The organism is Enterobacter sp. BIDMC 29 (assembly GCF_019378755.1).
Taxonomy (GTDB): domain Bacteria; phylum Pseudomonadota; class Gammaproteobacteria; order Enterobacterales; family Enterobacteriaceae; genus Enterobacter; species Enterobacter ludwigii.
Genome location: NZ_CP080000.1, coordinates 2,923,620 through 2,938,575 on the forward strand (window position 1 = coordinate 2,923,620; position 14,956 = coordinate 2,938,575).

Below are 14,956 nucleotides of genomic sequence, written 5' to 3' on the forward strand. Positions count from 1 at the left end.
TGACCATAAATCAGATAGTCATATTGACTACCCATTACGGATGATAAAATTAAAAAACCATAAAAAACAGCAATATGAAAAACTGGCACGCAACTTGATAAAGGCTAGACATCTTATTTGAAAAACGCCGTATTAATTGAGGTTGCTATGTCTATTCTGGTTAAAAATAACATTCATTGGGTTGGCCAACGTGACTGGGAAGTGCGGGACTTCCACGGAACGGAGTACAAAACGCTGCGCGGCAGCAGCTACAACAGCTATCTCATCCGTGAAGGCAAAAACGTGCTCATCGATACCGTCGATCACAAATTCAGCCGGGAGTTCGTGCAAAATCTGCGCAGTGAAATCGATCTTGCGGATATCGACTACATCATCATTAACCATGCGGAAGAGGATCATGCCGGGGCGCTGACCGAGTTAATGTCCTGCATTCCCGACACCCCGATTTACTGCACCACCAACGCCATCGACTCGATTAATGGCCATCACCACCACCCGGAGTGGAATTTCCACACCGTCAAAACCGGCGACACGCTGGATATCGGCAACGGCAAACAGCTGATCTTCGTTGAAACCCCGATGCTGCACTGGCCCGACAGTATGATGACCTACATGACCGGCGATGCGGTGCTGTTCAGCAACGATGCCTTCGGCCAGCACTATTGTGACGAGCGCCTGTTCAACGATGAAGTGGATCAAACCGAGCTGTTCGAACAGTGTCAGCGCTACTACGCCAATATCCTGACGCCGTTCAGCCGTCTAGTGACGCCAAAAATCACCGAAATCCTCGGCTTTAACCTGCCCGTGGATATGATAGCCACCTCTCACGGCGTGGTGTGGCGCGAAAACCCCACCCAGATCGTGGAGCTGTACCTCAAATGGGCCGCGGATTACCAGGAAGACCGTATCACGCTTTTCTACGACACCATGTCTAATAACACCCGCATGATGGCGGACGCCATTGCGCAGGGTATTAACGAAGTCGATCCGAACGTGGCGGTGAAAATCTTCAACGTGGCGCGTAGCGATAAAAACGAGATCCTGACCAACGTCTTCCGCTCCAAGGGCGTGCTGGTGGGCACCTCCACGATGAACAACGTGATGATGCCGAAAATTGCGGGCCTTGTGGAAGAGATGACCGGCCTGCGCTTTCGTAATAAACGGGCCAGTGCATTTGGCTCCCACGGCTGGAGCGGCGGCGCAGTAGACCGGCTCTCCACGCGTTTGCAGGATGCCGGTTTTGAGATGTCCATGAGCCTGAAGGCGAAATGGCGCCCGGACATCGACGCGCTTGAATTGTGCCGCCAGCATGGCCGTGACATTGCGCGTCAGTGGGCGCTCGCGCCGCTCCCCGACATGAACGCTAAAAACCCCGCGCCGCAGCAAGCCTGCGCCACAGCCGTCGCTGACGGTGGCCCTCGCATGCAGTGCAGCGTCTGCCAGTGGATTTACGACCCGGCACAGGGCGAGCCGCTGCAGGATGTTGCCCCCGGTACCCCCTGGAGCGACGTGCCGGACAATTTCCTCTGCCCGGAATGTTCCCTGGGAAAAGAGGTCTTTGACGAACTGGCGACGGAGGCACAATGAACAACGGTATCGTTATCATCGGCTCGGGCTTTGCCGCCCGCCAGCTGGTGAAAAACATTCGCAAGCAAGATGCCCGCGTGCCGTTGACGCTCATTGCCGCCGACAGCATGGACGAGTACAACAAGCCTGATTTAAGCCACGTTATCAGCCAGAATCAGCGAGCCGAAGACCTCACCCGCCAGACCGCGGCGGCGTTCGCGGAACAGTTTAGTCTGCGGTTATTTCCGCACACCTGGATAACCGATATCGACGCCGCCGCCCATGTGGTAAAAGCAAAAGACAAAACCTGGCAGTACGACAAACTGGTGCTGGCGACAGGGGCGTCTGCTTTTGTCCCGCCGGTGGAAGGCCGGGAACTGATGATCACCCTCAACAGCCAGCAGGCGTATCAGGCCAGTGAAACCCTGCTGCGTGACGCGAAGCGGGTGATGATTGTCGGCGCAGGGTTGATTGGCACAGAGCTGGCGATGGATTTTAGCCGGGCGGGTAAATCCGTCACCCTGGTCGACCATGCGGCAAGCATTTTGTCGGCGCTGATGCCCGCAGAAGTAAGTAGTCGCTTACAGCATCGTCTGACCGATATGGGCGTACATCTGCTGCTGAAATCCCAGCTGCAAAGCCTGAAGAAAACCGGGAGTGGGATTCATGCAACGCTCGACCGCAGCCGCAGCGTTGAGGTGGATGTGGTGGTTGCCGCCACGGGCCTGCGTCCGGAAACGGCGCTGGCGCATCGCGCCGGCGCGGAAACAGGCCGTGGCGTGAAGGTAGACAGCTACCTGCAAACCACGCAGCCCGATATTTACGCCCTGGGTGACTGCGCTGAAATTAACGGACAGGTCCTGCCCTTCCTGCAGCCCATTCAACTGAGCGCCATGTACCTGGCGAAAAACCTGTCTGGCGGCAGTGCGCCACTGAAATTACCCGCCATGCTGGTAAAAGTAAAAACGCCGGCACTCCCGCTGCACCTGGCAGGCGAAACCGAGCGTCCGGACCTGCACTGGCAACTCACCATTGAACCTCAGGGAATGGTGGCTCGTGGGTGCGACAGCGAAGGACAGATGCGCGCCTTTGTGGTGAGCGAAGACCGGATGAAGGAGGCTTTCGCTCTGCTGAAATCATTACCCGCTTAACGCTGATTCGCCTGCCACGCTAACGTAACCTTTGGATTTTATGGTCCACAGCCCCGATGTCCCGGGGCTTTTTTTTCAACGTCGTTTATCCAGATAACGACAATGATGTTCAGACGCCGCGTCAGGAACGTACGACAAGCGCATCGTAGCCGCGCCAGCGATAGTTGATCATGGAAATCAGCCAGCAGGCAACGAACAGCCCGACCACCACGAACCCGGCGTTACCGAGGTTGTCATTAACTGCGCCAATGCGATCCCAGAGGCCTCCGCTGAGGGCAAACTTATCCATCAACAGACCCAGAGCTTCCAGCCCGCCGATAAACAGCGCCACCACCACAGAGGTACCGGTGATGGTCATGTTGTAGTAAAGCTTGCGCTGCGGCTTATTAAACGCCCAGCCGTAAGCACCGACCATCAGCAGATTGTCGAGGGTATCGACCAGCGCCATACCGCTGGCAAACAGCGCCGGGAAGATCATGATGGACCAGACTGACATCCCGTTTGACGCGCTGGCGGCTGAAATCCCAAGCACACCGATTTCCGTCGCGGTATCAAACCCCAGACCAAACAGGAAACCGACTAGGTACATCTGCCAGCTCTTGTTCACCAGGCGGAACGTTGCGCCAAACAGCCAGTTCATGACTCCGCCTGATGCCGGAAGCGTGATGTCGTCACGCGTGACCTGACCGTTCTTCAGCGCCTGAAAATTACGCCACACGCCGCGCAAAATCACCAGATTGACCATCGCCATCGCCAGCAGAAACGTTGCAGAAACGGCGGTGCCAATCAGGCTGCCGGTTTCATGAAACCATGCCATATTCTTCTGAAACGCCGTGGCGGTGGCCGCAATGGCAATGGAGGCCAGCACCACAATGGTGGAGTGTCCCAGAGAGAACCACGCCCCCACGCCGGAAGGGCGTTTACCCTGCTGCATCATCTTACGCGTGACGGTATCAATGGCCGCGATGTGGTCGGCATCCACCGCATGACGGAGTCCATAACACCAGGCCAGCAGGCTGGCGGCCATCAGCGCCGTACTGCCGCTGAAGGTTTGCCATGCCCAGCCCCATGCCAGAAGATTTGCCATTACCAGAGCCAGCAGCAGAAACGCCGCGCGGGGTTCATTGCGTAAGAGTCGTAACATTTTACATCCTTTGTGAACATGACCGGGCGGCAGCAACTACCGCCTGCCCGAAGGAGATAGCGCCGTCACCTGACGGCAGATGATGAGGAAAAAGCAGCGTGAAGTCTGAGAGGTAATGGCGCAGTCGCGCGCGCAGCAGACGGTTATGTAACACGCCGCCGCTGAAGCATACGGTGGAAAGCCCCAGTCGCCGGGCATGGGAGGTGACAAGCTCCGCCAGCCCTTTCGCCAGCGCATCGTGAAACGCCCATGCCCGCTCGCAGGGTTCCGCCTGCCAGTTCAGCCACTGTTGCCAGAAGCGCGTAAGGTTTTCGGCCTGAAGCGTAACCGGGTGTTGAACGTTGTGGCACTGCGCGGCCAGCGCTTCAAGCCGGCAGGCGGCCTCACCTTCGTAGCTCTGGGTTTCTGACGTGATGATGCCGAGCGCGCAGGCCACCGCGTCGAACAGACGGCCGCAGGATGAGGCCAGCGGCGCGTTTAAACCGCGCTGAATGGCCGTAGCCAGCAGCGGCCAGTTTTGCCGCTGAACGTCACGCGTTTCCGGGTACTGCTGCCAGTCCGGCACAAACGCCAGGCAGTGGGCGAGTAAATTGCGCCACGGCTGCATGGCAGCCCTGTCCCCGCCCGGCAGCGCAACCGCAGGCAGACCGCCCAGACGTTCGCAGTCGAGATAGTTTACCCGCAGGCACTCTCCGCCCCACAGCGCGCCGTTTTCGCCCATGCCGATCCCATCCAGCGTCAGGGCAATGACATCTCCGCCCTCAAGCGGCCAGCCGTTTTCTGCCATGCATGCCGCCGCGTGAGCGTGGTGGTGAAGCACGGTGTCGATCGGCAAAGCCTGGGCTTGCGCCCACTGTCGGGCGTGATAGCCCGGATGGGCGTCGCATACCACGCGCTGCGGCTGAAACGCATAGATCTGCTGCATCATCGACAGCGCCGAACGCCACTGGGCCTCGACACCGTCGTCACTCAGATCGCCAAAGTGCTGACTCAGTACCGCCTGGTTACCGCGCACCAGACAGAAGGTATTTTTCATATCAGCACCGGTGCACACCATCGCCGGGACAGCGCTGAAACCGGCGGGCAGCGTGATGGCATCCGGCACAAAACCGCGCGCGCGGCGCAGCATCATACCGTCCTGATCCACCACGGAATCATCCATACGCTGCAGGATGTCGCGGTTGTGCAGCAGGAATCCGTCAGCGATGTCGCCCAGTTCATCCAGTGCCTGCTGGCAGGTGATGGCCGGCGGACGCCCGCTGAGGTTGCCGGAGGTCATCACCAGTGCGCGCTGACAGTCCATCATCAGCACATGCTGTAGCGGGTTAGCGGGCAGCATCAGTCCAACGGTGTCCAGCCCTGGCGCGATCGCGTCAGGAAGCGGAGGACACCATGCTTTTGGCGTGAGCACGATGGGCGCTGCAGGCGAGCGCAGCAGCGTTTGCACTGATTCCGGCAGTCCCTCCGCCTGCGGGATCATGACCGCCAGTGGCTTCATCGGGCGCTGTTTGCGCGCCCGCAGGGTTGCCACCGCCTGCGCGTTGGATGCGTCACAGGCAAGGTGAAAACCGCCCAGCCCTTTGATGGCGACAATCCCGCCATGTTTGAGCATGTGGACCGCCGCACTCAGCGCAGACTCGCGGGTGGCAACGGTCTCGCCCGCGCGCCATTCCAGCTCAGGTCCGCAATCCGGACAGGCTACCGGCTGCGCGTGAAAACGGCGGTCAGCGGGATTGCGGTACTCGGTTTCACACGGCTCACAGAGGGGAAATGCCGCCATTGACGTGGCCGGGCGGTCATAGGGCATGGCGCGAATGATGGTAAAACGGGGACCGCAATGGGTACAGTTGATAAACGGATAGCGATAACGCCGCGCTCGGGGATCACGCATTTCAGCCAGGCACGCCGGGCAGGTAGCGGCATCCGGCACAATCTGAGTGTCCATCGCTCCGCCCGCGCTATGGCGAATGGTGAACGCCTGCGGCACCGTTGCCCAGGTGAACGGCTGGCTGTCGACAGCATCGATACGTGCCAGCGGTGGGCAGTCCTGATGCAGCCTCGCGGTAAAGGCCCCCCCATTACCCGCGAGACGCACCAGCACGCCCTCTCCGTCATTACAAACGTCACCCGTCAGCTGTAGCTGATGCGCCAGTTGCCAGACGAAGGGACGAAACCCTACCCCCTGCACCTTGCCGCGCACCCGCAACTGTACGCCGTTATCGCCCATCGCGACTTAAAACAGCAGTGACGATGACGTGTCGAACGCGGCACGACGACGTTTTTCCGCGCTCATCTGCTCAAGCTTGTCGCGATCCACGCAGACCAGGGCGTGCGTCGGGCAGGCTTCCATACAGGCCGGGCCGGCGTCACGGTGGTAGCAGAGATCGCATTTATTGGCTTCCGCCTTTTCCGCGCGCACGTTCAGCCCCATGCCGCTGTTGCGCACAACCGGACGCACCACGACTTCCATCGCACCGTACGGGCAGGCAACCACACAGGTTTTGCAGCCGATGCAGCGCTCCTGCATCACATGCACGAATCCTTTCTCACGTTTGATGGCCCCGTTTGGGCAGACGTTAGCGCACGGCGCATCCTCACACTGGCGACAGATAGCGGCAGTGGAGATATTCACGCCTTTAATGACGTGGATCCGCGGTAAAAAGGTATCAGGGGTGAGCGACGCGCAATCCTGCTCCGCCTGATGGGAAACCACACACGCCACTTCACAGGTACGGCAGCCAATGCATTTACTGGCATCGGCCATAATAAAACGGTTCATCTGCTTCTCCAGCATTACAGTCCTGCGCGGAGATATACATAAACCGTGCCAATTATTAACCTGTTGATTTTATGAAGTTTATAAAATGAAAGCAGGGCTGTCATCGTCACTTCTGACGATGACAGCTGTCGACATCAGCGGTGAGGCCCGTCAGTAACCGAGTCACGCAGGATAAGCTCGCCGGAGAAGGTTTGCTGGTACTTAAACTCACCGCCATCCAGCAGGAAGATCAGGCGGCTAATGGTCTCTTTGATCATCTCCGTCACCGGAATGCGCACGCTGGAGAGCGAGGGGACGATGTAGGGGGCGATGGCCACATCGTCAAAGCCAATCACCGACACGGCATCCGGGGTGGCGATCCCGCGCTCATGCAGCTGTTTCATGGCACCAATCGCCATATCGTCATTACTCGCCACCAGCGCCGAGAAGGTTTCACCGCGCGAAAGCAGCTCAGACACCGCTGCCGCACCGCTGGCCGGGTTCCATTTCCCCTGCGCAATCAGCGACGGGCGCAGCGGGATCTGGTGTTGTGCCAGGGCGTCTTTGTAGCCCGAGAGACGCTCAACGCCCGTGGGGGAATCCAGCGAACCGGTGATAAACGCAATCTCCCGGTGCCCTTTCTGAATCAGCTGCGACACGGCGTCCTGGCAGGAGGCTTTATGATCTGACCAGACGCTGTGACTGCTGTTTTTTCGTAAGCGGCGGTTAAGGACCATAATCGGCTGTTCGCATTTCTCAACGATATCGTCCATCTCATCCACGCTCAGGAAACGCGGGTAAATGATCACCGCGTCACAGCGCATATCGAGCAAATACTGAATGGCCTCGCGCTCTTCATCCGCACTGTGCTTACCGTCCGCCAGGATCAGCTGCCGCCCTTTCTCTTCCGTCATGCGGGCGGCGTGAAAGAGCAGTTCGCTAAAATAGACGCCGTGATAAAGGGTGTTGGTGACCACCAGACCCAGCGTCTGGGTACGTTTGGTCGCCAGATTTCGTGCCAGCAAATTCGGGCGATAGCCGCTCTCTTCAATCGCCTGAAACACCCGGTCTTTGGTCTCCTGGCTGACGTAGCCATTGCCCGACAATACCCTGGAAACCGTCGCTTTCGAAACGCCTGCCCGCTTCGCGACTTCAAGCATCGTGGTCATCGTAATCTTCCGTTTGAAACTACCAGGGCGCAGTGTACTGCACTGCAGAAAAATTGTCGCAGCGGCGATATCACGCTTTTTACCCCTCCAGGTGATCATCATCACGAAATGAAAAAATGTACAAAATGTGATCTTGTTTCATTCAAAGAAACTATTGATGATTATGTGGAACCGGTTTCCTACATTTCTCACAACGATAACAGGATTACATCCGATGGCCAAAAATTACGCTGCGCTGGCGAATGACGTTGTCAGCGCGCTCGGCGGCAGAGACAACATCGTCGCCGTCACCCACTGCATGACGCGACTGCGTTTCGTCCTCAAAGACGAAAGCCTCACCGATGCCCCGCGCCTGAAAAGCATTAACGGCGTGCTCGGCGTGGTCCGCAACGACAACCAGTGCCAGGTGATCATTGGCAACACCGTGTCTCAGGCCTACCGCGAAGTGGTAAGCCTGCTGCCCACCGACCTGCAGCCTGCCGTACCGGAAGGCTCGCAGAAAATGACCCTGCGCCGCATCGGTGCCGGGATCCTCGATGCGCTGATCGGCACCATGTCACCGCTGATCCCGGCGATCATCGGCGGTTCAATGGTCAAACTGCTGGCAATGATCCTGGAGATGACCGGCGCCCTGGAAAAAGGGGCACCGACGCTCACCCTTCTGACGCTGATTGGCGATGGCGCGTTCTTCTTCCTGCCGCTGATGGTCGCCGCCTCTGCCGCAGTGAAATTCAAAACCAACATGTCGCTGGCGATTGCCATCGCGGGCGTGCTGGTACACCCGGGCTTTATCGAACTGATGGCGAAAGCCGCACAGGGCGAGCACGTTGAATTCGCCTTTATTCCGGTGACGGCAGTGAAATACACCTACACGGTCATCCCGGCGCTGGTGATGACCTGGTGCCTGTCGTACATCGAGCGCTGGGTTGATCGTATTACGCCGGCGGTCACGAAAAACTTCCTTAAACCGATGCTGATCGTTCTGATTGCCGCCCCGCTCGCCATTGTGCTGATAGGGCCGCTCGGGATCTGGATCGGGAGCGCGATTTCAGCGCTGGTCTACACTATTCACGGCTATCTGGGCTGGCTCTCCGTGGCCATTATGGGCGCCCTCTGGCCGCTGCTGGTGATGACCGGGATGCACCGCGTATTTACGCCGACGATCATTCAGACCATTGCCGAGACGGGCAAAGAGGGAATGGTTATGCCGTCGGAAATCGGAGCCAACCTGTCGCTCGGCGGTTCATCGCTGGCGGTGGCATGGAAAACGAAAAACCCGGAACTGCGCCAGACGGCGCTGGCGGCAGCGGCTTCTGCCATCATGGCAGGCATTTCAGAACCTGCCCTCTATGGTGTGGCGGTACGCCTGAAACGCCCGCTGATTGCGAGCCTTATCAGCGGCTTCATCTGCGGGGCAGTGGCTGGCATAGCCGGTCTTGCCAGCCATTCAATGGCGGCGCCGGGGCTGTTTACCAGCGTACAGTTCTTCGATCCGGCCAACCCGATGACCATCGTCTGGGTATTCGGGGTCATGGCGCTGGCGGTTGTGCTCTCGTTTGTTCTGACCCTGATTTTAGGTTTTGAAGATATCCCGGTCGAAGACGACGCTGAGAAAGCACGCGCCCTGCAGAGCGCTCCGGTTCAGGCCAAAGCAGCACAAGTCTAAATTTATAGCGAGGTAAAGATGTCTGTTTTTCCACAAGGATTTTTATGGGGCGGCGCGCTTGCCGCCAACCAGAGTGAAGGGGCTTACCGTGAAGGCGGCAAAGGACTGACGACGGTCGATATGATCCCCCACGGCGCGAATCGTCTGGCGGTGAAGGTCGGTAAGGAAAAACGTTTTACGTTGCGTGACGACGAGTTTTACCCGAGCCACGAGGCGATTGATTTTTACCATCGCTACAAAGAAGACATCGCCCTGATGGCGGAGATGGGCTTTACGGTATTTCGTACCTCGATTGCCTGGAGCCGCCTCTATCCGAACGGCGATGAGCCACTGCCCAATAAAGAGGGGATTGCCTTCTACCGCGCAGTGTTCGAAGAGTGCAAAAAATACAACATCGAACCGTTGGTCACCCTGTGCCATTTCGACGTACCGATGCATCTGGTCACGGAGTATGGATCCTGGCGCAACCGCAAGATGGTCGATTTCTTCGCCCGCTATGCCCGTACCTGTTTCGAAGAATTTAACGGTCTGGTGAAATACTGGCTCACCTTCAACGAAATCAACATCATGCTGCACAGCCCGTTCTCCGGCGCGGGGCTGGTGTTTGAAGAGGGTGAGAACGAAGATCAGGTGAAATATCAGGCCGCGCATCACGAACTGGTGGCAAGCGCCCTGGCGACCAAAATCGCCCATGAGGTCAACCCGGAAAACCAGGTCGGCTGCATGCTGGCCGGCGGCAACTTCTACCCCTACTCCTGCAAACCGGAAGACGTGTGGATGGCGCTGGAGAAAGACCGCGAAAACCTGTTCTTTATCGACGTGCAGGCGCGCGGCAGCTACCCGGCCTATTCTGCCCGCGTGTTCCGCGAAAAAGGGGTAGTGATTGTCAAAGACCCTGGCGACGATGAACTGCTGAAAAACACCGTCGATTTTGTGTCGTTCAGCTATTACGCCTCGCGCTGCGCGTCGGCGGACATGAACGCCAGTAATACCAATGCGGCGAATATCGTGAAATCCCTGCGCAACCCGCACATCCAGGTCAGCGAATGGGGCTGGGGTATCGACCCACTGGGGCTGCGCATCACCATGAACATGATGTACGACCGCTATCAGAAGCCGCTGTTCCTGGTGGAAAACGGCCTCGGCGCGAAAGACGTCATGGATGAACACGGTGAGATTAATGACGACTACCGTATCAGCTACCTGCGCGAACATATTCGTGCGATGGGCGATGCCATAGAAGACGGTGTGCCGCTGATGGGCTACACCACCTGGGGCTGCATTGACCTGGTGGCCGCATCCACGGGCGAGATGAGCAAACGCTACGGGTTTGTCTATGTTGACCGCGACGACGCGGGCAACGGTACGCTGGACAGAACGCGTAAGAAATCGTTCTGGTGGTATAAGAAGGTCATTGCAAGTAACGGCGCGGATCTGGCGTAGCCTGTTGCTCTCTCCCCCGCCCTCTCCCACAGGATGCGGGCGAGGAGGTGTCCAGGCCGGGTGGAAGCTACCACCACCCGGCACTGCTCACAGTCGGGAAAAACCGCCGTCCCCACGCCATCCGGCAAGCCGGGAGTAAACCTCTTCGACGGCCTCTTTCACCGGCGGCGTCATCGGATAATAAAACCCAACGATGTCCGGCTGAATGCCCAGAAACAATACCTCTCCCACATCGTCTTTAATCTGATCGACCAGATAGTTCAGCGGCATATTGTGGGTGGTCATCATAAACATCTCGGCGATGTCATCCGGATCAATCAGGCGGGTTTCCCCCGGATTAAGTCCCATATCGGTTGCATCCACAATCAGCAGCCTGTCCGGGTGCAGCTCACGGATCGCCACCACATCGTTTTCCGGTGCGCTGCCGCCGTCAATAACCACCCATTCACCCTGCGGATGCGCGGCACACATTTGTGCAAGCAGCGGGCCCGCGCCGTCGTCGCCCATCATGCTGTTGCCGACACACAGTAAAACATCAGTCACGTAATCTCCTCACCATCAGGTAGATGGCACTCTCCTGATGAATATCATGCAGCATGCTGAGCAAAATTTTGCTCCAGGTCTGCTGCTGCGGGGTTTGCACGCTCAGCGCGGCGTCGAAAGCACTGGCGAGCATCGCAATGTGGTTGGCGTCGATAACGATCTCACCGTACTTCGGCACGCCTTCCATTTTGCGGCGCGCCGTACTGCCCTCCTCCAGCGTGGCGATCCACGCCAGATAGTCAGGCCACGGGCAGCTTAATGCCGTTTCGAGACAATCTATCACCCCGAGGTGATGCCCAATGGCCAGGCTGTAATAGACCACCTGCTGCGCCGCATCCGGCGTGGCATCGTTCTCATCAATAAACTTACGGCTCAGCTGACTGAACACCACCGTTTCACTCATCGGATACGCGCCTCTTCCACCACCTGATTCAGGTTCGCGACGATCTCATTAAGACGAGGATCGTTTTCCGCCTCCAGCCAGCGCGTGACCTGATGATCGCCCTGGCTCAGCAGACGCAGATAATCGTCGGCAATCTGGCGACCATAGCGATACCCCGCGAGCCGGCGCGCTGTGCGATCGACCTTCACGCGCAGCGGCTGCACCATATCCGGGTGCAGAATTGCAGCAGCCTGGTTGTCGCGTTCACCCGGTTCACGGGCATGTATTTTCTGCTCCAGCAGCCCGAGCGCCATGGCAAAACCGTACAGCGTGGCCGCAGGCGTTGGCGGACAACCGGGAATGTAGACATCCACCGGAACAATTTTATCGGTGCCGCCCCAGACGCAGTACAGGTCATGGAAGATGCCGCCGCTGTTGCCGCAGGCACCGTAAGAGATACAGATTTTTGGATCCGGTGCGGACTGCCAGGCACGCAATGCTGGCGATCTCATGGCGCGGGTGACGGCACCGGTAAACAGTAAAATATCCGCATGACGCGGCGAAGGCACCACTTTAATACCGAAGCGTTCGGCGTCGAACAGGGGCGACAGCGTGGCAAAGATCTCAATCTCACAGCCGTTGCAGCCGCCGCAGTCCACGCGGTACACATAGGCCGAACGTTTAATGTTTTTCAGCAGCGAGGCCTTCATGCTGGCGATGGATTCCTCCACCGTCATCGGCACCGGAATGCCGTTAGCGTCGCGTGGGCCGATCAGGTTTTCCATCAGCTGGCCTCTCTCATATGACGGGTAATATCGATGCGGTCCGACGGCAGCAGGCATTTCTGCCGTTTGCAGTCCGGGCAGGTTTCAAAGCTTTCGCGATGATGCTCCGCGCGGGCATCACCGTTGTGCTGCAACAGCGCGATGGCGTAGTCGATCTCTTTTTGTACGGCAAACGGGCGTTTGCAGACACGGCAGTTGCACAGCGCGAAACGCGACTGCTGCAGAAAATCCTCTTTCTTCCAGACCGCCAGTTCGTACTCCTGCGAAAGACGGATCGCCACCGTCGGGCAAACTTCCTCGCAGCGGCCGCAGAAAATGCAGCGCCCGAGGTTGAACTGCCAGGCCAGCTCGCCCGTTTTCAGATCGGTTTCCACCGTCAGGGCATTTGACGGGCAGGCGTTAACGCAGGCAGCACAACCGATGCACTGTTGCGGGTTGTGCTCCGGCTTGCCGCGAAAGTTTTTATCGACCGGCATCGGCTCCAGCGGATAGCGACTGGTCACCGTCCCGGTTTTGATCACTTTTTTGATGAAGGTAAACATGTTGACTCCTGCTTGTGTGCTGCCTGTGCTCCGCACCCCGGATCTCTCATCAAAAAGAGGGTCAGGGTGAGGGCATCAGCCTGCACAAAATCCCCTATTTCAGCGGCGAGTTCTTACGCTCGATGCTGTAGCGCTCCAGCTCTTTGTACGGCACCACCTGGCTTTTCTTCTTGCGCACATCCACCACCGTCATGCGGTCGGTGCAGGAGTAGCACGGATCGAGACTGCCAATGATCAGCGGCGCATCGGATACCGTATTGCCGCGCAGCATGTAGCGCAGGGTTGGCCAGTTGGCGTAGGTTGCCGCACGGCAGCGCCAGCGGTAGAGCTTCTGGTTGTCACCGGTCATGCTCCAGTGGATATCGTCTCCACGCGGGGCTTCGGCAAACCCCAGCGCGAAGCGGTTTGGAATGTAGGTGAAGCCCTCGACCATCAGCGGACCGCCCGGCAGATTATCCAGACCGAAGTCGATCATGTTCAGCGCGGTGAAGACCTCGTTGATACGCACCTTCAGACGCGAAATAACGTCGCAGCCCTGCTCGCTGTGCACGGTCATAGGCAGCAGGCCGTAGCCGACGAACGGATGATCGGCGCGGGTATCGCGGGCGTGGCCGCTGGCGCGAACCATGGGGCCAACGTTACTGAAATCGCGGGCGATTTGCGGATCCAGTCGGCCAATACCGACGGTACGCTGCTCAATGTTCGGCGTGCTGAGCAGCATATCCACCAGCTCCTGAACGTCGCGACGCATCTGCTGCGCCAGCTGGCGGGTCTGGATCATGTCATCTTTCAGCAGATCGCGACGAATCCCGCCGATCAGGTTCAGACCGTACGTTTTACGCGCCCCGGTCAGGATCTCCGCCATCTTCATGGAGGCTTCACGTACGCGGAAAAACTGCATAAAGCCGGAGTCAAAACCGACAAAGTGACAGGCCAGACCGAGGTTCAGCAGGTGCGAGTGCAGACGCTCCACTTCCAGCAGGATGGCGCGGATCATCTGCGCGCGTTCCGGCACCACAATCCCCATGCCGTTCTCCACCGAGGTGGTGTAGGCGGTACTGTGGGCAAACCCGCAGATGCCGCACACGCGGTCAGAGAGGAACGTCACTTCGTTATATCCCATCCGGGTTTCCGCCAGCTTTTCCATCCCGCGATGGACGTAGAACAGGCGGTAGTCGGCATCAATAATATTCTCGCCGTCGACAAACAGGCGGAAGTGGCCCGGCTCGTCAGACGTGACGTGCAGCGGGCCTATCGGCACCACGTTGTTCTTTTTGCTGCCGAGTTCATTGATGAACGCGTAAGTCTCGCTGTCGGTGGTCGGGGCCGGACGCTGACGGTAATCCATGCTGTCTTTGCGCAGGGGATAGAGTTCGTCTGGCCAGTCGTCCGGCAGCACCAGACGGCGCTCATCCGGAAGCCCAACCGGGACCAGACCATACATATCGCGCACTTCGCGCTCGCCCCAGACGGCGGCGGGCACGCGCGGGGTGACAGACGGGTATTCCGGTTTGTTGGGATCCACTTCGACACGCACGGTGAGCCAGCACTTCTCGCCCTGCTCCATCGACATCACGTAGTAAACCGCATAGTTTCCGCACAGCTGACGCTCGTCGTTGCCGAACAATACCGACAGCCAGCCACCCTGCTGGTAGTAAAGAAACTCCACCACTTCCGGCAGGTAGTTCACTTTCACGGTCACCGTTATCTGGTCTTTGGTTTGCCAGGACTCCTCCAGCACCACGCCCGGGAAGGCCTGGTGCAACGCGGCGAGATACTGCTGACCTTTCTTTTCTTCAGACATAAA

At 58.3% G+C, this 14,956-nt stretch carries 13 protein-coding genes; 4 read left to right on the forward strand and 9 right to left on the reverse strand.

Translation table 11 applies throughout. The features are described from left to right. Positions 1-147: 147 nt before the first annotated feature. A complete protein-coding gene (gene norV / locus JTA15_RS12705) occupies positions 148-1,587 on the forward strand; it encodes an anaerobic nitric oxide reductase flavorubredoxin (protein WP_025203384.1) in 1,440 nt (479 codons plus the stop codon). Beyond that, entirely contained in the window at positions 1,584-2,717 is a 1,134-nt protein-coding gene (gene norW, locus JTA15_RS12710; protein ID WP_219372366.1) for an NADH:flavorubredoxin reductase NorW, read from the forward strand. The genes norV and norW overlap by 4 nt, the downstream gene beginning before the upstream one ends. Positions 2,718-2,838: 121 nt before the next feature. Here the strand turns inward: norW and JTA15_RS12715 are convergent, their stop codons facing one another. The 4 genes from JTA15_RS12715 to JTA15_RS12730 all read right to left on the reverse strand — a co-directional run bounded on the left by JTA15_RS12715 (position 2,839) and on the right by JTA15_RS12730 (position 7,788). Then, positions 2,839-3,861 carry a HoxN/HupN/NixA family nickel/cobalt transporter gene (locus JTA15_RS12715; RefSeq protein ID WP_050737214.1) on the reverse strand — a complete coding sequence of 341 codons (1,023 nt, stop codon included), beginning with the start codon at positions 3,859-3,861 and terminating at the stop codon, positions 2,839-2,841. 1 nt (position 3,862) lies between these two features. After that, positions 3,863-6,088 (reverse strand): carbamoyltransferase HypF, encoded by a 2,226-nt coding sequence (gene hypF / locus JTA15_RS12720; RefSeq protein WP_219372367.1) that lies wholly within the window; start codon positions 6,086-6,088, stop codon positions 3,863-3,865. Between the two features lie 6 nt (positions 6,089-6,094). Next, positions 6,095-6,640 carry an electron transport protein HydN gene (gene hydN / locus JTA15_RS12725; protein ID WP_047743814.1) on the reverse strand — a complete coding sequence of 182 codons (546 nt, stop codon included), beginning with the start codon at positions 6,638-6,640 and terminating at the stop codon, positions 6,095-6,097. 134 nt (positions 6,641-6,774) lie between these two features. Continuing rightward, the gene (locus tag JTA15_RS12730) at positions 6,775-7,788 is read right to left on the reverse strand and encodes a LacI family DNA-binding transcriptional regulator (protein ID WP_020883840.1); all 1,014 of its coding nucleotides are present in this window, start codon (positions 7,786-7,788) and stop codon (positions 6,775-6,777) included. Between the two features lie 214 nt (positions 7,789-8,002). Between JTA15_RS12730 and ascF the strand changes: the two genes are divergently transcribed. Next, positions 8,003-9,454, forward strand: coding sequence for a PTS cellobiose/arbutin/salicin transporter subunit IIBC (ascF, locus tag JTA15_RS12735; RefSeq protein ID WP_219372368.1), 1,452 nt, complete (start codon positions 8,003-8,005; stop codon positions 9,452-9,454). Between the two features lie 18 nt (positions 9,455-9,472). Continuing rightward, the gene (locus tag JTA15_RS12740) at positions 9,473-10,897 is read left to right on the forward strand and encodes a 6-phospho-beta-glucosidase (RefSeq protein ID WP_020883838.1); all 1,425 of its coding nucleotides are present in this window, start codon (positions 9,473-9,475) and stop codon (positions 10,895-10,897) included. 87 nt (positions 10,898-10,984) lie between these two features. Here JTA15_RS12740 and hycI read toward each other — a convergent pair whose 3' ends face one another. The 5 genes from hycI to hycE form a co-directional block, all read right to left on the reverse strand. Beyond that, positions 10,985-11,440, reverse strand: coding sequence for a hydrogenase maturation peptidase HycI (hycI, locus tag JTA15_RS12745; protein ID WP_014171360.1), 456 nt, complete (start codon positions 11,438-11,440; stop codon positions 10,985-10,987). Further along, on the reverse strand, positions 11,433-11,843 hold the full coding sequence (locus tag JTA15_RS12750; RefSeq protein ID WP_063213982.1) for a formate hydrogenlyase maturation HycH family protein: 411 nt from the start codon (positions 11,841-11,843) through the stop codon (positions 11,433-11,435). Before JTA15_RS12750 ends, hycI begins: the two co-directional genes overlap by 8 nt. Then, positions 11,840-12,607 (reverse strand): NADH-quinone oxidoreductase subunit B family protein, encoded by a 768-nt coding sequence (locus JTA15_RS12755; protein WP_014171362.1) that lies wholly within the window; start codon positions 12,605-12,607, stop codon positions 11,840-11,842. Before JTA15_RS12755 ends, JTA15_RS12750 begins: the two co-directional genes overlap by 4 nt. Then, positions 12,607-13,149 carry a formate hydrogenlyase complex iron-sulfur subunit gene (locus JTA15_RS12760; RefSeq protein WP_014171363.1) on the reverse strand — a complete coding sequence of 181 codons (543 nt, stop codon included), beginning with the start codon at positions 13,147-13,149 and terminating at the stop codon, positions 12,607-12,609. The genes JTA15_RS12755 and JTA15_RS12760 overlap by 1 nt, the downstream gene beginning before the upstream one ends. A 94-nt stretch (positions 13,150-13,243) precedes the next feature. Next, positions 13,244-14,953 carry a formate hydrogenlyase subunit HycE gene (hycE, locus tag JTA15_RS12765; protein ID WP_020883834.1) on the reverse strand — a complete coding sequence of 570 codons (1,710 nt, stop codon included), beginning with the start codon at positions 14,951-14,953 and terminating at the stop codon, positions 13,244-13,246. Positions 14,954-14,956: the final 3 nt, after the last annotated feature.